This is a genomic window from Neoroseomonas soli (assembly GCF_018129065.1).
Classification (GTDB): domain Bacteria; phylum Pseudomonadota; class Alphaproteobacteria; order Acetobacterales; family Acetobacteraceae; genus Neoroseomonas; species Neoroseomonas soli.
Map to the genome: position 1 here is coordinate 11,838 of NZ_JAAEDM010000056.1, position 22,088 is coordinate 33,925.

Annotated in this window: 17 protein-coding genes; 9 read left to right on the plus strand and 8 right to left on the minus strand. The window is 70.3% G+C overall.

Features of this window, described 5'->3' with window-relative positions; translation table 11 throughout:
- Positions 1-356: 356 nt before the first annotated feature.
- Genes GXW76_RS17685 through GXW76_RS17700 form a run of 4 tightly spaced genes read left to right on the plus strand, consistent with a single transcriptional unit; the run spans position 357 to position 3,854 of the window.
- Positions 357-1,895: a pilus assembly protein TadG-related protein gene (locus GXW76_RS17685; protein WP_211863421.1), complete on the plus strand. Its 1,539-nt coding sequence runs from the start codon at positions 357-359 to the stop codon at positions 1,893-1,895.
- Positions 1,895-2,413 carry a TadE/TadG family type IV pilus assembly protein gene (locus GXW76_RS17690; protein ID WP_211863422.1) on the plus strand — a complete coding sequence of 173 codons (519 nt, stop codon included), beginning with the start codon at positions 1,895-1,897 and terminating at the stop codon, positions 2,411-2,413. The genes GXW76_RS17685 and GXW76_RS17690 overlap by 1 nt, the downstream gene beginning before the upstream one ends.
- The gene (locus GXW76_RS17695) at positions 2,403-2,843 is read left to right on the plus strand and encodes a TadE/TadG family type IV pilus assembly protein (RefSeq protein WP_211863423.1); all 441 of its coding nucleotides are present in this window, start codon (positions 2,403-2,405) and stop codon (positions 2,841-2,843) included. Before GXW76_RS17690 ends, GXW76_RS17695 begins: the two co-directional genes overlap by 11 nt.
- Positions 2,844-2,891: 48 nt before the next feature.
- Entirely contained in the window at positions 2,892-3,854 is a 963-nt protein-coding gene (locus GXW76_RS17700) for an isocitrate lyase/PEP mutase family protein (protein WP_211863424.1), read from the plus strand.
- 133 nt (positions 3,855-3,987) lie between these two features.
- Here the strand turns inward: GXW76_RS17700 and GXW76_RS17705 are convergent, their stop codons facing one another.
- The gene (locus GXW76_RS17705; protein ID WP_211863425.1) at positions 3,988-4,959 is read right to left on the minus strand and encodes a Bug family tripartite tricarboxylate transporter substrate binding protein; all 972 of its coding nucleotides are present in this window, start codon (positions 4,957-4,959) and stop codon (positions 3,988-3,990) included.
- Between the two features lie 123 nt (positions 4,960-5,082).
- Between GXW76_RS17705 and leuC the strand changes: the two genes are divergently transcribed.
- From leuC to GXW76_RS17725, 4 genes are all read left to right on the plus strand, one after another.
- Positions 5,083-6,486, plus strand: a complete 1,404-nt coding sequence (leuC, locus tag GXW76_RS17710; protein ID WP_211863426.1) for a 3-isopropylmalate dehydratase large subunit — start codon at positions 5,083-5,085, stop codon at positions 6,484-6,486.
- 12 nt (positions 6,487-6,498) lie between these two features.
- A complete protein-coding gene (gene leuD, locus GXW76_RS17715; protein ID WP_211863427.1) occupies positions 6,499-7,125 on the plus strand; it encodes a 3-isopropylmalate dehydratase small subunit in 627 nt (208 codons plus the stop codon).
- Positions 7,122-8,225, plus strand: a complete 1,104-nt coding sequence (gene leuB, locus GXW76_RS17720; protein WP_211863428.1) for a 3-isopropylmalate dehydrogenase — start codon at positions 7,122-7,124, stop codon at positions 8,223-8,225. The genes leuD and leuB overlap by 4 nt, the downstream gene beginning before the upstream one ends.
- A 114-nt stretch (positions 8,226-8,339) precedes the next feature.
- Entirely contained in the window at positions 8,340-9,293 is a 954-nt protein-coding gene (locus tag GXW76_RS17725) for a Bug family tripartite tricarboxylate transporter substrate binding protein (RefSeq protein WP_211863429.1), read from the plus strand.
- A gap of 139 nt (positions 9,294-9,432) precedes the next feature.
- Here the strand turns inward: GXW76_RS17725 and GXW76_RS17730 are convergent, their stop codons facing one another.
- The 5 genes from GXW76_RS17730 to GXW76_RS17750 all read right to left on the minus strand — a co-directional run bounded on the left by GXW76_RS17730 (position 9,433) and on the right by GXW76_RS17750 (position 17,744).
- Positions 9,433-10,554, minus strand: coding sequence for a glycosyltransferase family 4 protein (locus GXW76_RS17730; RefSeq protein ID WP_211863430.1), 1,122 nt, complete (start codon positions 10,552-10,554; stop codon positions 9,433-9,435).
- A 164-nt stretch (positions 10,555-10,718) separates the two neighbouring features.
- Positions 10,719-14,177, minus strand: coding sequence for a hypothetical protein (locus tag GXW76_RS17735; RefSeq protein ID WP_211863431.1), 3,459 nt, complete (start codon positions 14,175-14,177; stop codon positions 10,719-10,721).
- A gap of 575 nt (positions 14,178-14,752) precedes the next feature.
- Positions 14,753-15,661 carry an NAD-dependent epimerase/dehydratase family protein gene (locus tag GXW76_RS17740; RefSeq protein ID WP_211863432.1) on the minus strand — a complete coding sequence of 303 codons (909 nt, stop codon included), beginning with the start codon at positions 15,659-15,661 and terminating at the stop codon, positions 14,753-14,755.
- Positions 15,658-16,221 carry a dTDP-4-dehydrorhamnose 3,5-epimerase gene (gene rfbC / locus GXW76_RS17745; RefSeq protein ID WP_211863433.1) on the minus strand — a complete coding sequence of 188 codons (564 nt, stop codon included), beginning with the start codon at positions 16,219-16,221 and terminating at the stop codon, positions 15,658-15,660. Before rfbC ends, GXW76_RS17740 begins: the two co-directional genes overlap by 4 nt.
- A gap of 236 nt (positions 16,222-16,457) precedes the next feature.
- On the minus strand, positions 16,458-17,744 hold the full coding sequence (locus GXW76_RS17750; protein WP_211863434.1) for a nucleotide sugar dehydrogenase: 1,287 nt from the start codon (positions 17,742-17,744) through the stop codon (positions 16,458-16,460).
- Positions 17,745-17,919: 175 nt separating this feature from the next.
- Here GXW76_RS17750 and upp point away from each other — a divergent pair, with 175 nt between their 5' ends.
- A complete protein-coding gene (upp, locus tag GXW76_RS17755) occupies positions 17,920-18,552 on the plus strand; it encodes a uracil phosphoribosyltransferase (protein WP_211863435.1) in 633 nt (210 codons plus the stop codon).
- Positions 18,553-18,574: 22 nt separating this feature from the next.
- On the opposite strand, the gene GXW76_RS17760 is transcribed toward upp, so the two are convergent.
- Entirely contained in the window at positions 18,575-19,870 is a 1,296-nt protein-coding gene (locus GXW76_RS17760; RefSeq protein ID WP_211863436.1) for an aspartate aminotransferase family protein, read from the minus strand.
- Between the two features lie 60 nt (positions 19,871-19,930).
- On the minus strand, positions 19,931-22,088 hold a 2,158-nt coding region (locus tag GXW76_RS17765), incomplete at its 5' end, for a YhdP family protein (protein WP_211863437.1).

Here is a 22,088-nt window from a genome sequence, read left to right on the forward strand (position 1 = left end):
GTGCGAAGCGGATCATCACCCGCAGGTGAACAACCGCGTCGAGCGGACAGAACCACACTCGTTAACGAAGCGTCAACGACAAAAAAACATGGCAATGTCTCATCACACGGGCATTGCAGGACAAATGCCCGCGATTTCGGGGTGTCCCATGCCGGTTCGGTGACAAGGAATGTCCCTATGCAACACAAGATTGTGGTTCGCCCCCAACAAACACGCCCAGGGGTGGTGGTGGTTGCGCCAGGAAACTGCGAACTGTCGCTTTTTGACGAATCTCACGACATTGTGATATTCGTTGCCGCAACACCCCTCTAAAAATCGTGAGGTCGGCGCTCACACGCGCCCAGGGATTCACCATCATGGGCATCATCTCCTTCCTGTCCGCCCGTCCCTCCCACAGGGGACGGCGTGTTCTTGGGCAGCGCGGCGCCATCGGAGTTGCTTTCGCGATCGGCTCGACTGCCCTGCTCGGCATGGGGGCGCTCGCGACGGAGGCCGGCATCTGGCTCGCCGTCCGCCGGAACGCCCAGGATGCGGCGGATGCGGCTGCGTATGCGGGCATCGTGCGGCTCAATCTGACCGACGCCAACGCGGCAACGACGGCGGCGACCCAGGTCGCGACGCGTAACGGCTTCACCGATAGCGGGAGCCTAAGCGCAGCGGGCGACAATCGCGTCAGGGTCCAGACCGGTTTTTGGCAGAACAATACATTCACCTCGCCGGCGCCGAGCGGCTCGAGCGCCAACGCGGTGCGCGTCGATATCTGGCAGGTGCAGCGGATCGGGCTCGCGCAGCTCATCAGCCGCACCGCGCCGATCGCCTGGGGCGGCGCCGTCGCGGTGCTCGAGATCGGCGGGCCGGCCTGCACGCTGTCGATCCCGCCCCCAACCACAACGAGCCAGGTCATGGGCCGGACCAACATTGCCGGCAGCACGACGGTGAATGCACCGAACTGCATCATCGCGTCCAACATGGAGGGGTCGAAGTCGATCAACGTCCAGGGTGCGGCGGTGAACAGCCTAACCGCTGCGGCGCTGCGGGCGTCAGGGCAGTGTTATAATTGCGAGGACGTTCCGAGTGGCAACCTCCCCGGCGGCTACGTGTCAGGCGCCGCCACCACGGATAACCCATACAAGTACCTCGACGCCTGGGCGATGCCGACCTTCGGCAGTGGGGCGGGCAATTCTCCCTGCGTCGATCCGCTTTACCTGAATGCCACCGGGGGGGTTGTGCAGAACCAGAACCAGGCCGCGACGATCTACTTGGCCGCCTACAATCCGGGCCGGTCCGACGTCGTCAACTACACCCAGAACGGCAATGCCCGTACCTATGGCGTCTCGCAATCCACCTATGCCGCGACCTGCACCAACATATCACTGAGCGGCCAGACCCTGGTCCTGAAGCCGGGCACCTATTTCTTCAACAACGCTAGCCTCGCCATGAGCAACGGCACCATCACCTGCGACGGCTGTTCGGCCGGCGGCGCGGGCGTGACGCTGGTGTTCACCGGCAGCAATTCGAACAACGTCGGCAATATCCAGATCACGGGCGGCAACTTCACGCTGATCGCCCCGGGCACGGACGCCCTCGCCAGTCCGTCCATCTTCCGCGGTACGGCGATTTACCGCGACGACCTGGCCGCCGTGTCGAACTCGGCCAATGACACAATGATCATCACCGGCAATTCGACCAGCACCCTGTTCGGCGCCATCTACTCGCCGACCGCCGAGGTTCGCATGGTCGGCACCAGCGGCATGAACCAGACTGTTGCAGGCAACTGCATCGCCGTGGTGGCAGCCGAGATCACCTTCTCCGGCAATTCCGGGGCGCAGATCGACGCCTGCGAGTCCAACGGCACGACAGTTGCGCGCGTCCGCTACGTGAGGTTCGTCCTGTGATGCACCTGCGCGAGATGCTCAAGCGCGTCCTGCGGCGCCGCGACCGCGGCGTCTCGGCGCTCGAATTCGCGATCGTCATGCCGCTGTTGATGTTCATCATGGTGGCCATCGCGGACTACGGCAACGCACTGCAGCAATTGGTGCGGCTCGAGACCGCGGCCCGCGCCGGCGCGCAGGTGGCCTTCACGCATCCGGGCGACACCCAGTTCAACGTCAACGATCCCAACGCGACACTGGTGAAGAACACGGTGCTCGCCAGCCTCCAGGGCTGGCCGGCGGCGCCAACCTGCATCAACGGCGCCGGCAATGGGGTCTGCGTGACCTACGCCGCCTGGTGCCAATGCCCTCAGTCGGGCAATGCGGCGGGCACTTCCTTTGCCTATGACTGCAGCGCCAACTCCCCGCCCTGCGAGGACTTTGAACGCTACGCATCGGTGACCGTCACGCGCAACTACACCCGCCTCGCTGTCGTCCCCATCAGCACGCTGCGCGGCAATGTTGAAATCCGTGTCCGCTAGGCGCAGCGCGGCGCGCTGCCGCCGCGGCGTCGCCGCGATCGAGTTCGCGCTGATCGGCGGCTTGTTCCTGCTCGCGCTGCTCGCCGCGATCGATGTCGGCCGCTACTACATGACGCTGCAGGGGCTGCGGAATTTCGCCGCCGATGCGACGCGCTACGGAATCGTCAACATCTGGTGGGGCGATACGGCAGGGACGCAGAGCGCGACCTGCGCGCAGGTGGTTGCCGCCACGGGCCGGGGTGGCGCCATAGGCGGCCTCGTCAGCACGAGTCCCGGCAATTGCGTGACGAGGACGCAGACGACCACAGGCGGAGCCCTCACCGTGACGGTAGACGTCAACATCGACGTGCAGTTCACGTTCGTTATCAATGCCTTCGGGATCCTCTCCCCCCGCTACCAGGAATCGACGAGCATCACCTTCCAGTTGTAGGCGAAGAGGCGCACCCTTCCCCGGACCTACGCCACAGGAGGAAGGTTCATGCGCCTCGGACAGGGTGAAAGCGCTCGCCCCACAACGCGCCTCCGCGCGCTGATCGAGTCCCACCGCCCACTGGTGGTGCCCGGCTGCTTCAACGCCATGTCCGCCCGCATCCTGGAGAATGCCGGCTTCCCGGCGCTCTACATGTCGGGCTACGGAACTTCGCTGAACCTGCTCGGGCTGCCGGATGCGGGGCTGACGACGCTGACCGAGATGGCGCTGAACGCGAAGCTGATCGCATCAGCAGTGCGCGCCCCACTCATCGCCGATGCCGATACCGGCTTCGGCAACGCCATCAACGTGGTGCGGACGGTGGAGGAATACATCCGCGGCGGCGTCGCCGGCCTGCACATCGAGGACCAGGTCGCACCCAAGCGCTGCGGCCATGTCGCGGGGCGGGAGGTCATCGCGCGCGAGGAAGCGGTCCTGAAGATCCGCGCCGCGGCAAGGACGCGGGACGCGCTCGACCCTGACTTCGTCGTCATCGCTCGGACCGATGCCCGCGGCGCGCATGGCGGCTCGCTCGACGAGGCGATCGCGCGCGCGAACGCCTTCCTTGAGGCCGGCGCCGACCTGGCCTTCGTCGAGGGCCCGAAGGACGTCGAGGAAGTCGCCCGCATCGGCCGCGAGGTGAAAGGCCCGGTCTTCTACAACATGACCGGGATCAGCCCGCGCCTTTCGGCCGAGGAGATGGCCGCGCTCGGCATCCGCGTCTGCATCCTGCCGGGTGCGGCGATGCGCGCGACGATCATGGCGATCCACGACTTCGCCATGGCGCTGAAGACCGACGGCCCGATGGCCGAGGCGACCTACGACGCGCGCTTCAAGGCGCATCCGATGGGCAACCTGCACGGCTTCGCGGGCTTCGACCGCATCCGGGAGATGGAGACGGAGTTCCTGCCGGAAGAGGCGGCGCAGAAATACGAGGGCGGGCTCGGCTACGCGCCGAAGGCGGCGGAATAGAGCGGGGGAGGCGAACCTCCCCCGAGCCCCTTCCCTTCTTTGTCCTTCTGGCGCTGGCCGCGGCTGTCAGTTCCCAAGAACCAAAAAAGGTTGAGGGGGGTGCGGGGGGAGAAGTTCTCTTCTCCCCCCGGCTTCATCCAACCCTCAACCCCGTCACCTGGACGATCCGCCGCGCTGTCTCCCGGTCGCGCCGGATGACCGCGGCGAAGGCCGCCGGATCAGGGTCCGCCGGATCGGCGCCGGCCGCTTCCATCCGCCGCTGCACATCCGTGTCCGCCAACGCCGAGCGGAGCGCCTGGCTGATGCGCTGCTTCGCTGCTTCCGGCGTGCCGGCCGGCGCGAAGACGCCGGTCCAGGACGTGAGTTCGTAACCCGGAAAGGTCTCCGCGATGGCAGGGATCTGCGGCAGGCTCGCCTGGCGCCGCCCCGCCGTGCTCGCGATCAGCGTCGCACCGCGCTCCACCGCCGGGCGCAGGCTGGAATAGGAGATGATGCCAGCGTCGATCCGCCCCGCCGCGAGTTCCCGCGCCACGTCTGCCCCGCCACGGAAGGGCACGTGCTCCAGCCGGATTCCGGCGGCGAGTTGCAGGGCCTCCCCCATGAAATGCCCGATATGGGCGACGCCCGGCGTGCCGTAGGTGACCTCGCCCGGCCGCCGCTTCGCTTCGGCCACGAAGCCCGCCAGGTCGTTCGCGGGAAAGCCCGCGCGGATGCCGAGGATGTAGGGCTGCGTCGTCACCTGCGCGACCGGCGCGAAGGCGGCCGCGTAGTCGAAGGGCAGGTCGCGCCGGACTTCCGGCAGGGTGGCGAAGGTCGCGCCTTCGAACAGCAGGGTGTAGCCGTCCGCCGGCGAGGTCGCGACCGCCTGCGCCCCGATCGCCCCCGACGCGCCGGTCCGGTTGTCGATCAGGAAGGATTGCCCGAGATGCTCGGCGACCTTCGCCTGCAGGATGCGCGCGATGGTGTCCGCCACGCCGCCGGCGGAATAGGGGACGACGAGCCGCACGGACCGTTCGGGCCAGCCCCCCTGCCCCGCCGCGCGTTGCGCGAGGAAAGGTGTCGCGAGCGCAGCCGTTACGATGCCGCGCCGTGTCGTGCCGCGCATGCCGTTTCACTCCCGTCGTCCGGCGTGGCTTGACCGCGCAGTGCCCGCGCGGCGTGATGCCCGCCGATTTCCGGCGACGGTGCGGCCACGCCGCCACCCCGTCAAGAACGAGAGGAAACGCCGATGCCGGCGACATTGTTCGACAAGATCTGGGACCCGCATGTGGTTGCGGATCTGGGCGGCGGCTGGTCGCTGCTGCATTGCGACCGCGTCCTGCTGCATGATCTTTCCGGCGCGCGCGCGCTGCGGGAAGTCGGCGAGGGTGGCTATACGCTCGCGCGCCCGGACCTGGTATTCGCCACGCCGGACCACGCCGTCTCCTCCGCTCCCGGCCGGACGGCCGATACCTTCCCCGAGGGCGGGCGCCTGCTCGCCGGGCTGCGCGCGCGGGCGAAGGAAACGGGCATCCGGCTGTTCGACCTCGGCCAGGACGGCAACGGCATCGTGCATGTCATGGGGCCCGAACTCGGCATTGTGCTGCCGGGCACGACGCTGGTCTGTGGCGACAGCCACACCTGCACCAATGGCGGCGTCGGCGCGCTCGCCTTCGGCATCGGCGCGTCGGAGCTCAAGCACGTGCTGGCGACGCAGACCCTGCCGCAGAAGAAGCCGAAGCGCATGCGCATCCGCTTCGAGGGCGACGCGCCCGCGGGTGTCACGCCGAAGGACATGATCCTCGCCGCCATCGGCCGCTTCGGCGCCGGGGCGGGCACCGGGCATGCAGTGGAGTATGCGGGCTCCGCCGTGCGTGCGCTGTCGGTCGAGGGGCGGCTGACGCTGTGCAACCTTTCGATCGAGATGGGCGCCAAGATGGGCATGGTGGCGCCGGACGAGACGACGTTCGAATGGCTCACCGGCCGCGACTTCGCGCCCAGGGGCGCCGCCTGGGACGCCGCAGTGGCGTCCTGGCGCGCCCTGCCGACGGACGACGACGCGAGTTTCGACCGCGACCTGGCGATCGACATGCGCGACATCGCCCCGCAGATCACCTGGGGCACCAGCCCCGAGCACGTGCTGCCCGTCACCGGCCGCGTGCCCGACCTCGCATCCGCCGCGAACGCGGAACAGCGCGCCGCCTGGGAAGCCGCCCTCGCCTACATGGGCCTGACGCCCGGCCAGGCGATCGCCGGCACCAAGGTGGACTGGGTCTTCATCGGGTCCTGCACCAATTCACGTTTCGAGGACCTGCGCGCCGCCGCCGCCGTGCTGCGCGGGCGCAAGGTCGCGCCGCACGTCACCGCCTGGGTCGTGCCGGGCAGCGAGCGCGTGAAGCACGCGGCGGAAGCCGAAGGGCTGGACGCTGCCTTCCGCGCCGCGGGCTTCGAGTGGCGCGAACCTGGCTGCGCGCTCTGCGTCGCCGCGAATGGCGAGGCGGTGCCGCCCGGCGCGCGCTGCGTCTCCACCTCGAACCGCAATTTCGTCGGGCGGCAGGGCACGGGCGCGCGCACGCATCTCGCCTCCCCGGCCATGGCGGCGGCGGCGGCGGTGGCAGGCGCGATCGCCGATGTGCGGCAGTTCGCGGCGTAAGGGAGAACGACCATGGAGAAGTTCACCACCGTCGCCGGCCCCGCCGCGCCGATGCTCACGCCGAACGTCGACACCGACGTCATCATCCCGATCCAGCGCCTGGTCGGCACCGGCCGCACCGGCCTCGGCCCCTATGCCTTCGAACGCCTGCGCTATCTGAAGGACGGGTCCGACAACCCCGACTTCGTGCTGAACCGCCCGCAATTCCGCGGAAGCCCCATCCTGCTCGCGGGGCCGAACTTCGGCTGCGGGTCCTCGCGCGAGGGCGCGGTCTGGGCGCTGATGGGCATGGGGTTCCGTGCGGTGCTCGCTCCCTCCTTCGGCGACATCTTCCACAACAACTGCTTCCAGAACGGCATGCTGCCGATCGTCCTGCCCGAAGACGTCATCCACCGCATCGCCGCCGAGACCGAGGCCGCGCAGGGCGCCCGGCACACCACCGTGGACCTCGCGCGCCAGGTCGTCGTCACGCCGGAGGGTGCCGAGATTCCCTTCCGCATCGACGCCCGCAAGCGCGACGCCCTGCTCGAGGGTCTCGACGACATCGCCCTCACGCTGCGCCTCAAGCAGAACATCGCCGCCTGGCAGGCCGCCGACCGCGCCGCCCGCCCCTGGGTCTGGGAGACCGTCGAAAGATGACCTTGAACATCGTCGTCCTGCCCGGGGACGGCATCGGCCCCGAAGTCACCGACGAGGCCGTTCGCGTCCTCGACTGGTTCGCCGCGAAGCGCGGCATTCCGCTGCGGATGACACGCCACCTCTTCGGCTCGGCCGCCTGGGCCGCGCAGGGCACGACCATGCCCGACGCCACCTGGGACGCCATCATGGCCGCGGACGCGCTGCTGTTCGGCGCGACCGGCAGCCTCGACCAGAAGCACATTCCGGCGGAGGAGCGGCGCAAGGGTTCGCTGCTGCGGATGCGCAAGGCGCTCGACGTCTTCGCCAACCTGCGCCCGGTGAAGGCGCAGCCGGCGCTGGCCGAGGTGTCCCCCTACAAGGCGCGCACCGTCGCGGGCGCGGACCTGGTCTTCGTCCGCGAACTGACGGCCGGGATGTATTTCGGCACGCCGCGCGGCGTCGAGACCCAGCCGGACGGCACGCGTCGCGGCGTGAATACCCACACCTACACGGAAGCCGAGATCGCCCGGGCGGCGCGCTTCGCATTCGGACTGGCCCGTACGCGCCGGAACCACCTCACCTCGGTGGACAAGGCGAACGTGATGGAGGCCGGCGCGCTGTGGCGGGAGGTCGTGACCGCCATCCACGCGAAGGAATTCCCCGACGTCACGCTCGAACACATGCTGGCGGACAACTGCGCGCTGCAACTCGGCCGCGCGCCGACGCGCTTCGACGTGATCGTCACCGACAACCTGTTCGGCGACCTGCTGTCGGACTGCGCGGGCGCGATCAACGGCAGCCTCGGGATGCTGCCCTCGGCCGCGCTGTCGGATCCGGGGCCGGACGGCAAGCGGCGTGCGCTCTATGAACCGATCCACGGCTCGGCGCCCGACATTGCGGGCAAGGGCATCGCGAACCCGCTCGGCGCCATCCTCTCTGCCGCGATGCTGCTGCGCTGGACGGCAGAGGCCCCCGCCGAGGCGGACCGCCTGGAGAAGGCCGTCGCGACCGCGCTCGCCTCCGGTGCCCGCACCGCCGACATCGCATTGCCCGGCGAGAAGGTACTCTCGACAAGCGCCATGACCGACGTGGTGCTGTCGGCCCTGGAGGCGTCGAAATAGCCGAAGGTCCAGGAAACTGGGCTTCCTGGCGGGAGAGCGCGAGAGGGCGGCGCCCTCTCGCAAGGCGCCCTGACCTGTCCTAGCCTTCTTCCCAACGAAAAGGGAGGAAGGTCCATGCGTCGTGCATTGCTCGCCGCGGCCGCGGCGATGCTGCTTGCCCTGCCGGCATCCGCGCAGGAACGCACCATTCGCGTCATCTCCGGCTTCGCTGCGGGCGGCGCCGGGGATCTGATGGCGCGCCTGATCGCCGAATACGTCCCGCCGCAGATGGGCGCGCGCGGCGTGGTCGAGAACCGCACCGGCGCCAACGGCCTGATCGGTGCCGAGGTGGTGGCGCGTTCCGCCCCCGACGGCATGACCGTGCTGCAATGCCCGATGGGCAGCATGACCATCACCCCCAATCTCCCCGGCGCCTCCCTGCCGATCGACCCGCGCACGGAGATGACGGGCGTCGCGAACGTCGCGCTCTCGACCTATGCGCTGGTTGTCGCCGCGCGCGGGCCCTACGCGGATGCGGGCGGGCTGCTCGCCGCGGCGCGGGCGCGGCCCGGCGGGCTGACCTATGCCTCGGCGGGCGTGGGTTCGGCGCAGCACCTCTCGGTCGAATTGCTGAAGGCGCGCACCGGGCTCGACATCGTGCACGTGCCCTATCGCGGGGCGACGCCCGCGGTTGTCGATATCCTCGGCGGCCGCACGGACTTCATGATCACGAACCTCGGTGACGTGATGCGGCAGATCACGGGCGGGGAGTTGCGCCTGCTCGCGCTCGGCGACGATGCGGGGTCGCCGCTGTTTCCCGATGCGCGGCCGATCTCCGCCTTCGTCCCCGGCCTGCAGATGGCCGGCTGGTTCGGCATCTGCGGCCCGAAGGGCATAAGCGAGGATATGCTCGGCCGCTGGAGCGAGGCGACGCGCAAGGCGCTCGAGAACCCCACATTCCGCGAGCGCCTGCTCGCCAACGGCTTGACGCCGAACTTCGAGGACACGCGCGCCTTCAACGCACGCATCGCAAGCGACCTGCGGTCGTGGGGCGAGGTCATCCGCGCCGCCGGCGTGCGCGGCGATTGATGCCGGCGGCAGCGATCTCACACTCGACGGTCGCTGCCACCCCTATCAGGGCACATCGCATCCGGCCGGGTTCAGCCGCGCGTGCGACGATGCCCGGTCAAGCATGGCGAGAGCGGTTTCCATACGGCTGGATGCCGTTCTACGCCGCCAGCGCCTCGTGATAGGCACCGAGCGTCCGGCGCGCGCATTCCTGCCAGGTGTATGCCGCCGCGCGCCGGTGTCCCCGGGCGACGAGGTCCTGGCGCGTTGCCGGTTCGTTCGCCAGCCGGCGCAGCTTGGCGGCGATGTCCTCCACGGAGATCGGGTCGCAGAGCAGCGCCGCGTCGCCGGCCACCTCCCGCAGCGATGAATTGTCGGATGTGAGCACCGCGACGCCCGCGGCCATCGCCTCGACCACCGGCAGGCCGAAGCCCTCGTAGAGCGACGGGTAGGCGAAGACATCGCAGGCGGCGTAGAGGCTGACGAGGTCCGCATCCGGGATGAAGCCGGTGAAGACCACATGCCCCGCGAGGTCCGGTGCATGGGCGCGCTCGTAGACATCGCTGTTGGCCCAGCCCGGCTCGCCGCAGAGCACCAGCCGGTGCGGGATGGCGCCGTCGCGCTTCAACAGCGCGAAGGCCTCAAGGAGGCGCGGCAGGTTCTTGCGCGGCTGCAGCGTGCCGACCGAGAGCAGGAAGGGCCCGTCGATGCCGAGGCGCGCGAGCACGGCGCGCGTCGCCTCCTCGCCCGGGCGGACGAAGAAGTGCGGGGCGACGCCGCCGGGCGTCGTGACCACCCGCGCGCCGACCTCGGGGAACATCGCGCGGATGTCGGCCGCGGCACTCTCCGAGATCGCGAGGATCCGATCCGCCTGGCGCAGCGAGCGCGGGATCAGGTTGCGGAAATAGATCGTCTTGATGCGCTCGTGGGTGTGGCCGTGGCTGAACCAGGTCATGTCGTAGATCGTCACGACCTGGCGGCTGGTCTTGCGCAGCGGCAGCGTGAAGCCCTGCCCGTGCAGCAGGTCGGCGCCATGGCGGCGCACCAGGCCGGGCAGGACCGCCTGCTCCCACACGAGCCGCACGGGGCGCGAGAGCCGTGGCGCATGGATGCTGAAATTGGGGCCGAGCCGCAGTTCGCGCGCACCGGGTTCCGTCGTGTAGACGACGTACTCGTTGTCGCCGTCGATCACCGAGAGCGCACACAGGAGTTCGTCGATGAAGCGGCCGACACCCGTCTTCACGGCGCCCATCGCCATGGCATTGATCAGGATGCGCGCCATCGGGACCCCGCTTCCGGTTCGCAGGCAGAGGCTGGTCCCGATCACGGCGACCCCGCAGGACCCACGTCGCGGTAGGTTAGCCGGCGCGCCGGCGGTGCGGCAATCGGCTTGCGCGCCGCCATCGATGCTCCGCGGGATCCCCTCTTTCCGGCGGGGACTTCCGCTCAGATCACCATGAAGTCGGCCGCAGTCAGCGCCGCCTTGTTGTCGATGATGGCGAAGCGAACGGCGGCGGCACCGCCGGCGCCGTCCGCGTCGTAGTAAAGGTCGCCGGTCGTGGTGTTGTAGAGGATGCGCTCCGCCGCGCTGGCCGCGGCAGTCACACCCGCGCCGCCGCGGAAGGCAGCGGCGGCGAGCGTGCCGGTCGCGGCGCCCAGGCCGGTGAAGACCGCGTTCTCCAGATGGACCGTGTCGTCCACCGCGGAGAACCCGACGATCCGGTCCACATTCGTCGTCGCGTTAAGCGCGGTGTCGAACACGAAGGCGTCGCGACCGAGGTCGCCGAACAACCGGTCGTTGCCCAGCCCGCCCGAGAGGGAGTCGTTGCCCGCACCGCCATTGAGCGTGTCGTTGCCGAGCGCGCCCACGAAGGTGTCGTTGCCGCCGCCGCCGGCGATCAGGTCGTTGCCGCCGCCGCCCGTGATGACGTTGTCGAGCGTGTTGCCCCTCAGCGTGAGGCTGGCGGTCACGCCCGCCGCCGCGGCGAGGTTTTCGAGATTGGCCCCGAGCGTGTACCCGACCGTCGTGCGCACCGTGTCGGCTCCGGCCGAAGCCTGCTCCGTGACGACGTCGCCGGCATTGTCGACGACGTAGACGTCGTTGCCCGCCCCGCCGACGAGCGTGTCCGCGCCGGCGGCGCCGTCGAGCGTATCATTGCCCAGGCCGCCGGTGATGAAGTTCGCCACGCCGTTGCCGGTCAGCGCCAGGTTCGCCGTCGTTCCCGTCAGCACGCCGAGGTTCTCGACATTGGCGACCAGCGCCAGGGAGATCGATGTGAAGACGATGTCCGAGCCGCCTCCCGCTGCCTCCGTCACGCGGTCGCCGGCCTGATCGACGATGTAGACATCGTTCCCGGCCCCGCCGGTCATGCTGTCCGCGCCCACGCCGCCGTCGAGCGTGTCGTTGCCGACGCCGCCCGCGATGATGTTGTTCAGCGTGTTGCCGGCAAGCCAAAGCCCGGTGGAGACACCCGCCTGCACCGCAAGGTTCTCGACATTGGCCGCGAGCGTGTAGCTCGCCGAGGTCCGCGCCGTGTCGGTGCCGCCGTTCGCCAGTTCGATGACCGTGTCGCCGGTGCCGTCCACGATGTAGAGGTCATTCCCTGCACCGCCCACCAGCACGTCCCCGCCGGCACCGCCGTCGAGCGTGTCATTGCCGCCCAGCCCCTCGATCCGATTCCCCGCCGCGTCGCCGACCAGCAGATCCGATCCGGCCGCCGACCCGATCAGGTTCTCGACCGAGATGAAGATGTCGCCAGCCGCATCACCGGTCCCGCCCAGCGAGCCATCCAGGGCAACGGTCACCGCGGCGGACTGCGAATAGTCGGCGGTGTCCGTGCCGAGGCCGCCGTCGAGAACATCGGCGAGCGCGCCGCCGACCAGGGTGTCTGCGTCGTCGCCCCCCGACAGGACATCGGTGCCGCCGCCGCCGACCAGCCGGTCGTTGCCCGCCCCGCCTTCGAGCGTGTCATTGTCCGCCCCGCCGTCGAGCGTATCCGCCCCCGAGAAGCCGACGAGCAGGTCGTTGCCAGCGCCGCCGATGAGGGAATTCGCCGAGGATCCGCCATCGTCCTCGCCGGAGTACAGCGCGTCCGCGCCGTTGCCGCCGTCGAGCGTGTCGTTGCCGCCGCCACCCTCCAGCACGTCGTTCCCGTCGCCGCCGAAGGCGATGTCGGCCCCGTCGGCGCCGTAGATGGTGTCGTCCCCGATGCCGCCGAGCAGCCGGTCCGAGCCGGTGTCGCCGACGAGCAGGTCGGCCCCGTCGCCGCCGTCGATCGTGTTCGAGCCGCCCTCGCCGAAGAGTTGGTCGTTCCCCGCGCCACCGACGATGCTGTCGTTGCCGGTGCCGGCCCAGACCTCGTCGGCGTCGGCGCCGGCATCGATGGTGTCGGCGCCGTCGCCGCCGTAGATGGTGTCGTTGCCCGTGCCGCCGAGCAGCCGGTCCGCGGCGGTCTCGCCGACGACGAGATCGGCGCCCGCGCCGCCGTCCAGGGTATTGGAGAGGCTGCCGCCGTACAGCGCGTCGTCGCCATTGCCGCCCAGCACGCTGTCCGTGCCGTCCCCGGCCCAGACCTCATCGTTGCCGTCTCCGGCGTCGATCGTGTCCGCGCCGTCGCCACCGTCGATCGTGTCGTCGCCGCCGCCGCCGTACAGCCGGTCAGCATCGGCATCGCCGGCGATCATGTCGGCGCCGTCGCCGCCATCGATCGTGTTCGCGCCGGCACCGCCGAAGATGAGGTCGTCCCCGATGCCGCCGAGGATGCTGTCGGCGCCATCGCCGGCCCAGACCTCGTCGCGGCCGGCGCCGGCATCGATGGTGTCGTTCCCGCCGTCGGTGACGACGAGGTCGTCACCCCCCGCCGAGGTCACGATGTCATCGGCGGCGCCGCCCTTGATGACGTCGGCGAGGTCGGTTCCGACCCACTGCCGCGGCCCGCCGATCGCTCCGCTGGAGCCGCCGCCCCAGTCGGATTCCGCATAGGCGATCGAGTGTGTGCCATCCGGCGACACCTCGGTGTACCAGAGCCGCAGCACGCCGCTGACCAGTTCGGCATGCGGCGCGATCACGGTGCTGCCGGCCGCGAGGCCCTGCCCGGCGGCCGTGATGATGGGCTGCGGGGCGATCTCCCAGGGGCCGAGCGGGTCGGACGCGACGGCGATGCCGATGACGCGGTCAGCGCCGTCAAGGCCGGTGAAGAAGAGGTAGAACTTGCCGTCCGGCCCCTGGACGAGCGAGGGCTCGGCGACGCCGTCCGACATCCAGGGGATCGCGGGATTCGCGACCAGGACGGGGGCGGCACCCTTGGTCCACGTGATGCCGTCGGTCGAAGTGGCCGCCAGCAGCGAGACGCCGCTCGGGCCACCGGCCGGGCCGTCCGTGTAGGAATGGCCGGCGTAGAGCATCAGGTAGCCGCTGCCGGTGGCGATCACCGTCGGGCTGTACACCGCATCGTTGTCGTACCAGCCGGCGGTCGGCGCCAGCACCGGGCTCGCGGAGGCCGGAGTGAAGGTGATGCCGTCGGTCGAGGTGGCGGCATAGAGCCGGGCCGGGAAACCGTTGACCGGAAGGCCGGCGTCCGCATAGCCGGAATAGAGCAGGACGAAGGTGCCACCGACCTTGAAGATGCAGGCGCCTTCGAGGTTCGCATTGGCGGCCCCGTCGCCCTCGAGGACGATGCCGCTGGTGCCGTTGCCGCCGAGTTGCGTCCAGGTTACGCCGTCGAGTGAAATCGCCTCCGCAATGGCGGGCCGGACGGCCGCACCGTCGTTGAGCCCTTCCGTGTAGAACATCCTGTAGAGCCCACCGTCGAGAACGATGGTGGGATCGGAAGCGGCGTAGTGGCCGCCGAAATCGGCTGAATCGAAGAACGTCCAGCCCGCCGTCGCGTAGGCCGTCAGGGCCATGGCTTATTCTCCCCGGCGCGCATCTCCTGCGCGCGATGAGCCTGGGCAAGGTCCGCGCAACGCGAGCGACCCTTCGACATGTGTCTCGGCCCCATCCTTCCGCCTGCGCGAGTTCGTTACACCTTCAGCGAAGCGTCCCGATTCGCGATCGATACAACGAGGAGTTCATTGTTGCGCCGCAGTTGCGATCGGAATGCGCGAGTCGCCGGCCCGCGCGGCGACTACACGACCGCAGAGATGACCACAACAACAATCATTGGTTGTATCGACGGCAGCATTCACAAGCCGCACTCCATTTAAGGAGCCAGCGGCTGTCGTGTCAAAATCTTTCTTGTGTCAATACTATCTATATCGTCTTAAATTTTGTACGATGCTTTTCTTTTCGGCCTAGGCGGATCCGGGCCAACGCCGCCAGCCGCGGTGGGCCCCTTTTCTCCGGCACTCGGCACGGAGTGGGCGGCGGCTCGAGTTCCAGCCACGGCGGCCGGTTCCGGAGGCGAACCTCGCAGGCCTGGCACGGTGCCCGGGGCGTATCGGCCCGCCCCGGCGGGGCAACGCGGCGCAAGGGGCCGGGCTCAGCCCATTGCCGCAGGGTCGCTCGCGCGCGGGGCGCCGGCCGCCCCGGCGATCCTCCGCCTTTCCTCGATCAGTTCGCGCAGCCCTGCCTCCAGCGGGACGACGGGCCGCCAGCCCGGCGGCGTCGGCGTGTCGGGGAAGAGCGCGAACCGCTCCCGCCGCCGGTAGGGATAGACGCCCGGACGGATGAACTCCGCCTTCTCGAGCCCCGCGACGCGCAGCATCGTCGCCAGCACGTCGAGGATGCGCAGCGGCTGCCCCGAGCGAACGGCATAGACCAGGTGCCGGCCGGGCGGACCCTGCCGCAGTTCGGCGAGCGTCGCATCGGTCGCCGCGAGCACGTCGCGCACATGCACGAGTTCGATCACCTGCCCGCCGGACGACATCGCCAGGTCGCTCCGCCGCGCGATCGCGTCGGCGATCAGGTTCACCACCTTGTTGCGTCGGTCGCCCGGGCCGTAGGTGTCGTAGAGCCGCAGCGTCGCGGATCGCACGCCGTCGAGCGCGAAATGCCGCAGGAAGGCCTCCGCCGCCGTCTTGGAGGCGGCATAGGCGTTGAACGGTTCCTCCACACCCTGCTCGCCGGTCTGCCAGGATGTGCCGTAGGTCACGAGGCAGCATTCCGGCGCGTGGTCGCGGAGCAGGGCCGCGATCGCGGCGGGCAGCACGACGTTCGACAGGCTCAGTTCCTCGAGCGCCACCGCGTCGTCGCGCCCGTTCTGCGAACCGCCGGCATAGAGCACGGCCGAGGGCGGCCCCGCGCGGATCATGTCGAGGAAGGCGTCGAGGAAGGCGCGGTGCCGTTCGGGGCGGTAGCTCAGCGGCAGGACCGCCTCCCCCCTCCCGGCGAGATGCGCCGCGAGATGCGAGCCGAGGAAACCCCCGGCCCCGATGAGGACGAGAGTCACGCTCCACCCTCGATCACCACGCCATGCGTCGCCGGATCGAGGTCGGGCCAGGAGCGGTCCTTGTCCGACACTTCGAGAGGCGGCGCCGGCCAGGCAACGCCGACCCCGGGGTCGTCGAACCGCACGCCGCGTTCCGACCCCGGCGCGTAGGAACTGCTCGTGAGGTAGATCACCTCGACGTCGTCCGTGAGGGACATGAAGCCGTGGGCGAAGCCGCGCGGCGAATACATCATCAGCCGGTTCCCGGCGCTGAGCTCCGCGCCGAACCAGCGGCCGAAGGTCGGCGAGCCCAGCCGCACATCGACGACCACGTCGAAGATCGCGCCGCGGATCACCCGCATCACCTTCACCTCGGAATGCGGGGGCGCCTGGTAATGCAGGCCGCGCACGATGCCCTTGCGCAGGCTGGTCGAGTTGTTGATCTGCACGAAGCGCCCCTCGAGCCCGGCCGCGGCGAACTCGCGCTCGCAGAACAGCCGCGCGAGGAAGCCGCGATGGTCCTCGCGCCGCTCGGGTTCGATGATGTGGGGGCCCTCGAGCGGGGCCTTCAGGAACTTCATGCCGCGCCATCCTCACCGTCTCGGACGCGGACCAGGAAGCGCCGGCTGACGGAGTTGCACCCAAGGGCCAATGCGGCAGGCATCCCCTGGCGCAATGTCTCGCGCGGGCGGCGACGTTCGGATGCGTCCACTGCGCCCTGCCTGAATTTTCAGGCTATGCTACCTTACGATCTCGTATCAAGCGCACTCCCCGCGCCGCCTGGGAGGCGCCCGTCATCCCCGCGCGGCGCTGAGCCTCACACCACGCGGACGCGACCCTCTGCATCCGCGGGCACCAGGCCGAAGGGGTCGAACACGATCGGCGCCAGCGCAGCAAGGCCGCCGAGGTCCAGTGCGCGATGCGGCGCGCCCAGGACGATCGCCTCAGGATCTGCCCAGCCCCGGCCGGACGGGTCCGCGGCCCGCGGCAGGCCCGCTAGTTCCTGCGGCTCGGCCGGCAGCAATGGGTCCCACCAGGCGGCCTGCGCCCCGAGGGCCAGCAGCCCCTGCAGCAGCGCCACTGGCGCCGCGCCCCGCAGGTCGGCAACGTCAGGCTTGTAGGTGACACCGGCCACCAGGATGCGCCGCCCGACCAGGCTGCCGCCGAAAGCCTGGGCCATGGCCGTCAGCACCCGGGCCGGCCGCGCCTGGTTGGCCGCGAGCGCCGCATCGACCAGCGGGAACGTGGCGCCGGCACGCTTCGCCTCCATCCGCAGGTAGGCAGGATCGACGGGTATGCAGTGACCGCCGGCGCCAAGGCCGGGCCAGAAGGGGGAGAAGCCGAAGGGCTTGGTCGCGGCCGCCGCCACCACCTCCCGCGTCGGTACGCCAAGGGCGGCGAAGCCGCGGTGCAGCTCGTCCATGAGCGCGACGTTCACCAAGCGGTAGGTGTTCTCCAGCAGCTTCGCGCATTCCGCGACCTCGGGGCTGGAGACCGGCACCACGCGATCGGCCACGCGCTCCCAGAAGGCCCGGGCACGGGCGAGCGAGGCCGCATCCGGCGCGCCGAGCAGGCGCGGAATGCGCCGCGGGCCGAGCGCGGCATCGCCCGGGTTCTCCCGCTCGGGAGAGACAGCCAGGAAGACGTCGCGCCCGACCTGCCAGCCGTCGCGCTCCAGCACGCGGCGGCAGAGCCCGTTGGTCGCGCCCGGCTGGCAGGTGGAGACCAGGCAGGCCAACCCGCCGCGGGGGATATGCGCGCGGCAGGTCTCGAGCGCCGCCGCCACTGCCGCGAGGTCCGGCCGACCTGCCGCGTCGAGCGGCGTCGGCACGCAGACGAGCCAGATCTCCGCCGGCGGCAGGCAGCGGGAATCGGCAGTGGCGCAAAGCGCGCCGGCCCCCGGGGCGGGCGGCGCGTCCCGCCAGGCGGCGGCTGCCGCCTCGACCGCCGCCAGGTCAAGGTCGAAGCCCGTGACTTCGAACCCCGAAGCGGCGGCCTCCAGCGCGAGCGGCCGGCCGACATAGCCAAGTCCGACCACCACCACCCGGCCTGGGCCGGGCGCCGGACGCAGCACGATATCAGGCAGCAGGGCGGTATCGGGCATGACGCGTACGGTAGATTTGTAATCAGTGACTATCAATCCTGAATTGATATTCCTCCAGGCCCCTTGGCGGCACCGGGCGCTTCGGGCCAAACAGCGCCGAGAGCGAACGGATGGGCGACATGCGGGACGCGACGACGACGGGAGTGACGGTGGCCATGGCGGGACGAGGCCGCGCATGACGGGGCAGGTCCATCACGTCACCCACCCGCTGGTGCAGCACAAGCTGACCCTGATGCGGGAGGCGTCCTGCCCCTCCAGTGATTTCCGCCGCCTGCTCGGCGAGATCGCCATGCTGCTCTGCTACGAGGTCACGCGTGACCTGCCGCTCGAACAGACGCCGATCGAGACGCCGCTCGAACCGATGATGGCGCCGCGCATCTCCGGCCGGAAACTGGTGCTAGCGCCGGTGCTGCGCGCGGGGCTCGGCATGCTCGACGGCATGCTGGCGCTGGTGCCCGCGGCGCGCGTCGCGCATATCGGCCTCTATCGGGATCCGGTGACGCTGCAGGCGGTGGAATACTACTTCAAGGCGCCGCCCGACGTGGAGGAGCGCCTCGTGCTGCTGCTCGACCCCATGTTCGCCACCGGCCATTCCGCGGTGGCGGCGGTGGACCGCTTCAAGGCGCGTGGCTGCAAGGAGATCCGCTTCGTCAGCCTGCTGGCGGTGCCGGAAGGGCTCGAGCACTTCCACGCCCACCACCCCGACGTGCCGGTCTGGACGGCGGCAATCGACCGGCAACTGGACGACCACCACTACATCCGCCCCGGCCTCGGCGATGCCGGGGATCGCATGTGGGGCACGCGCTGACGCGGCGTGCCCCGGCCGCGGCTCAGGCGACCTTGCGGGACGATGGCAGGGAGGCGAGCGCCGCGCGGAACGCTTCCAGCGTGCGCGCGATGTCGGCCGCCGTATGCGCCGTGGACAGGTAGTACTTGCTGTCCCCCTTCAGGATGCCTTCCTGCCGCAGCACGCCGTTGACGTGCTTCTGCATCGCGGCGTCCTGGCGCAGCAGGGCGCGGTAGTCACGCAGCTGGCCCTCGGCATAGACCACGTCGAAGAGCACCGGCTCGCCGAGGATCTGCGCGGGGATGCCCGCCTCGGCGATCAGCTTCGAAAGGCCATCCATCAGCGACCTCCCGGTGGCGAAGACCGCGTCGTAGGTGCCGGGCGCGCGCAGCACCTCGAGCGTCGCGAGCCCCGCAACCGCCGCGACCGGATTGCCGGAGAGCGTGCCGATCTGGGTCAGGAAGCCGTCTTCGTCCACCGCGGCGCGGTCGAAGTGCTTCATGATCTCGGCCTTGCCCGCCACCGCGGCGAGCGGGAAGCCGCCGCCGATGATCTTGCCGAGCGTGCAGATGTCCGGCGTCACGCCGTAGAGCGCCTGCGCGCCGCCATAGGCGAAGCGGAAGCCGGTCACGACCTCGTCGAAGATCAGCGGGATGCCGAGCCGTGCCGTGACGTCGCGGATCGCCTGAAGGAAACCTGGCGCGGGTGGGATCAGCCGCTGGAAGGGTTCGAGGATGACGCCGCCGATCTCCTCGGCCCGTGCCTCGATCAGCCGCACCGCGGCCTCGATGTCGTTGAAGGGGGCAACCAGAACCTCGGCGCGTACGGCGTCGGGGATGCCGGGGCTGTCGGGCACGGCCTCGGGGAAGTTCGCCAGCCGCCTGGGGGCGAGGGACATCAGCCCCCAGTCGCTCATGCCGTGGTAGCCACCCTCGAACTTCACGATCTTCGGGCGCTTGCGGTACGCGCGGGCGAGGCGCATCGCGTAGAGATCGGCCTCGGTCCCCGTCGAGACGAAGCGCACCTGCTCGGCGCAGGGCACCGCATCGGCGATCTTTTCCGCCAGGCGGATGCCGTGCTCGTTGTTGGTGAAGAAGGTGGTTCCCTTCGGCACCTGCGCGAGTACCGCCTCCGTCACCGCGGGGTGACCGTGGCCGATGAACATCGGCCCGCTGCCGAGCAGGTAGTCGATATACTCGTTGCCCGAGACATCCGTGACATGCCCGCCGCGCCCTTCGCGGATGACGATGTCGGCGCCGAAATTCCCGAAGGTGCCACCCGGCAGCACGCGCTTCGCGGCGGCGATCAGCGCCTGCTCTTCGTCGGTCTTCACGATCATGCCCGGCTCCCGTTGCTGCATCTCGTGGGAAGGCTAGGCCCGTGAAGCCGGCGCGTCACCCTACCTTGCCGGTTCCGGCGGCCCGCCGGCCGCGCCTTCCTGTCCCAGGCCGAAGATGCCGCGCAGGAAGCCGGGCGTCAGCGCCGCCAGCGGGTTCACCGACACCGCGGGGTCCGACAACGGACCGCGTATGCGATAGGTCGCGGCGAAGAGGCCGCCGCCGCGCTCCGGGCTGAACAGCCGCCCCAGGATCGGCAACCGGCCGAGCAGCGAGTTGAAGACATAGGCCGGCACGATGGTGCCCTCCATGTCGATGGACTCGCGCAGCCGGTCGATGCGCCCCTTGGCCGTGACGCCAAGGGAGGCCGAGAAGGCGCGCGCCTCGTCGAGCACGAGCGCCTCCCGCGTCAGGGTGAACGGCGCGGTCAGGCTCGCGAAGTTCAGCCCCTGGCCCGACAGCGCCTCGAAGACGCCGTAGACCGAGAGGGCCTGCAGCAGCTTTCCGAAGGCGGGCGCGTCGCGCAGCACGAATTCCTCGAGTTCCGCCGTGCCGGAAAGCGGCGCGCCCGGGCGCGAATGCGGATAGAACGCATCGACGCGCAGCCGCCCGCCCTGCACCGTGCGCAGGACGCCGAAGGCGCGCAGCAGCGCCCCGCCGTCGTCGCTCTCGATGCGCACGCGGCGACGCGGACCCTCCGGCGCGATGCGCAGGTCGAGCGATCCCCCGCCAGCGACCCGCCCGCGCAGTTCCGCCGCCTGCACCACCCCCACGCCATCCACCCGCGCGGAGCCGGCGACGCCGGCCAGCGACCTGTCCTCGCCCAGCAGCATGCGCTCGAAGCGGAGATCGATCGCCACGCCGGGCGCGGTGCCGTCCCCGCTTGCCGCAGGCGCCGAGGCGGGTGCCGTGAGCACCGGCGCGAGGTCGAGCACCGCGCCCTCCAGCCCGATGCTCCAGTTGCCGCCGCGCCCCTGCGGTGGCGTCAGGGCGGCGGTGAAGCGATTGCGGCCGAGATGGCCCTGCTGGATCTCGATGCGCTGGGGCTCGCTGTTGCGCATCTGGCTCGCGCGGGCGCGCACCGCGATCTCGTTCCCGTCCACGCGGATGCCGTCGATCGCGGTCAGCGCGCCGTTCTGCAGGAGGAAGGTCGCCTCCCCGTTCGCGGCGATGCCGGGCGGTTTGGCCCAGGCGAGGGCATCCACGGCCAGCCGCGCCTGGGTCAGGTCGGCGCGCAGCGCGACGCGGCCCTGGCCGTTGCGGCGCGTCTCGTTGCGGATCTCGAGCCCGACGGGCCCGTCCGCGAAGGGCCTCGGGTCGAAGACCAGGCCGGCGATCTGCCGCACCTCGGCGCGCGCCGTCACCGTCTCCCGCGACACCACCTGGTTCGCCGGGCCCGGGCGGAAATCGGCTTCCTGCTGGATGCGCAGCGGGATGCCGGCAAGCATCGCGGTGCCGTTCGTGCGGATACCGTCCGGGTCGACGGTGAACTCGATGGCCCCGCGCTCGAGGTCACGCCCGAAGAGCAGGCGCGGGATGCGCACATCCGTCCCGCGCCCGGCGGCATTGATGCGCACGATCTCGAAGGGGATGTCCGCAAGCAGTGGGAAGCCGATCTGCAGCCGCGCCTCCCGCAGCGTTCCCGTCAGCGAGGCGATGGGCGGCGGCCGCCGATCGAACAGATGCAGCCGCGGATGGCGGAGCAACGTCCAGACATCGGGCAGCGGACCATCGACCAGGAAGGTCATGTCCACCGTCTCGGGATCGGTGTCGAGGCCGAAGCGGACCCGGCCCTCCCGGATCGCGATCCCGGTACCCGACTGCTGCCCCCGCGTGACGTCGAGGGTGATCGAATCGAGCGCAAAGCCCGCACGGGCGCGTGCGCCTTCGGCTGGCGGGACAGGGCGCAGCCAATGGATGGTGGCGTCCTCCGCCTCCGCGGTGCCGTCGAAGCCCGTGAGCCGCAGCGCGCCTGTAGCGGGGTCGAGTTCCGCCGCGACGCGCCACGCGCCGTTGCGCACGCGGCCGGCGGTGACGTTCTCGGCCACCCAGTGGCGCGCGTTCCGCGCAACGCCCTCGGGCCAGTAGTGCGGCAGGTCGGCGAAGGCGACCTCGTCGAGGCCGATGCGTGCCTCGGCGCGCCAGGCGTCGCCCTCCCGCCGGGCCTCGGCCGAGACGCGGATCAGCGGCGGGACGCCGGCCGCGGCGGCACGGGGCGGC

What these genes read in the sequence shown, in the direction of transcription:
- GXW76_RS17685 (WP_211863421.1), top strand. Translation starts at nt 357, where the DNA reads ATGGGCATCATCTCCTTCCTGTCCGCCCGTCCCTCCCACAGGGGACGG.
- GXW76_RS17690 (WP_211863422.1), top strand. Translation starts at nt 1,895, where the DNA reads ATGCACCTGCGCGAGATGCTCAAGCGCGTCCTGCGGCGCCGCGACCGC.
- GXW76_RS17700 (WP_211863424.1), top strand. Translation starts at nt 2,892, where the DNA reads ATGCGCCTCGGACAGGGTGAAAGCGCTCGCCCCACAACGCGCCTCCGC.
- GXW76_RS17705 (WP_211863425.1), bottom strand. Translation starts at nt 4,959, where the DNA reads ATGCGCGGCACGACACGGCGCGGCATCGTAACGGCTGCGCTCGCGACA.
- leuC (WP_211863426.1), top strand. Translation starts at nt 5,083, where the DNA reads ATGCCGGCGACATTGTTCGACAAGATCTGGGACCCGCATGTGGTTGCG.
- leuD (WP_211863427.1), top strand. Translation starts at nt 6,499, where the DNA reads ATGGAGAAGTTCACCACCGTCGCCGGCCCCGCCGCGCCGATGCTCACG.
- leuB (WP_211863428.1), top strand. Translation starts at nt 7,122, where the DNA reads ATGACCTTGAACATCGTCGTCCTGCCCGGGGACGGCATCGGCCCCGAA.
- GXW76_RS17725 (WP_211863429.1), top strand. Translation starts at nt 8,340, where the DNA reads ATGCGTCGTGCATTGCTCGCCGCGGCCGCGGCGATGCTGCTTGCCCTG.
- GXW76_RS17730 (WP_211863430.1), bottom strand. Translation starts at nt 10,554, where the DNA reads ATGGCGCGCATCCTGATCAATGCCATGGCGATGGGCGCCGTGAAGACG.
- GXW76_RS17735 (WP_211863431.1), bottom strand. Translation starts at nt 14,177, where the DNA reads ATGGCCCTGACGGCCTACGCGACGGCGGGCTGGACGTTCTTCGATTCA.
- rfbC (WP_211863433.1), bottom strand. Translation starts at nt 16,221, where the DNA reads ATGAAGTTCCTGAAGGCCCCGCTCGAGGGCCCCCACATCATCGAACCC.
- GXW76_RS17750 (WP_211863434.1), bottom strand. Translation starts at nt 17,744, where the DNA reads ATGCCCGATACCGCCCTGCTGCCTGATATCGTGCTGCGTCCGGCGCCC.
- upp (WP_211863435.1), top strand. Translation starts at nt 17,920, where the DNA reads ATGACGGGGCAGGTCCATCACGTCACCCACCCGCTGGTGCAGCACAAG.
- GXW76_RS17760 (WP_211863436.1), bottom strand. Translation starts at nt 19,870, where the DNA reads ATGATCGTGAAGACCGACGAAGAGCAGGCGCTGATCGCCGCCGCGAAG.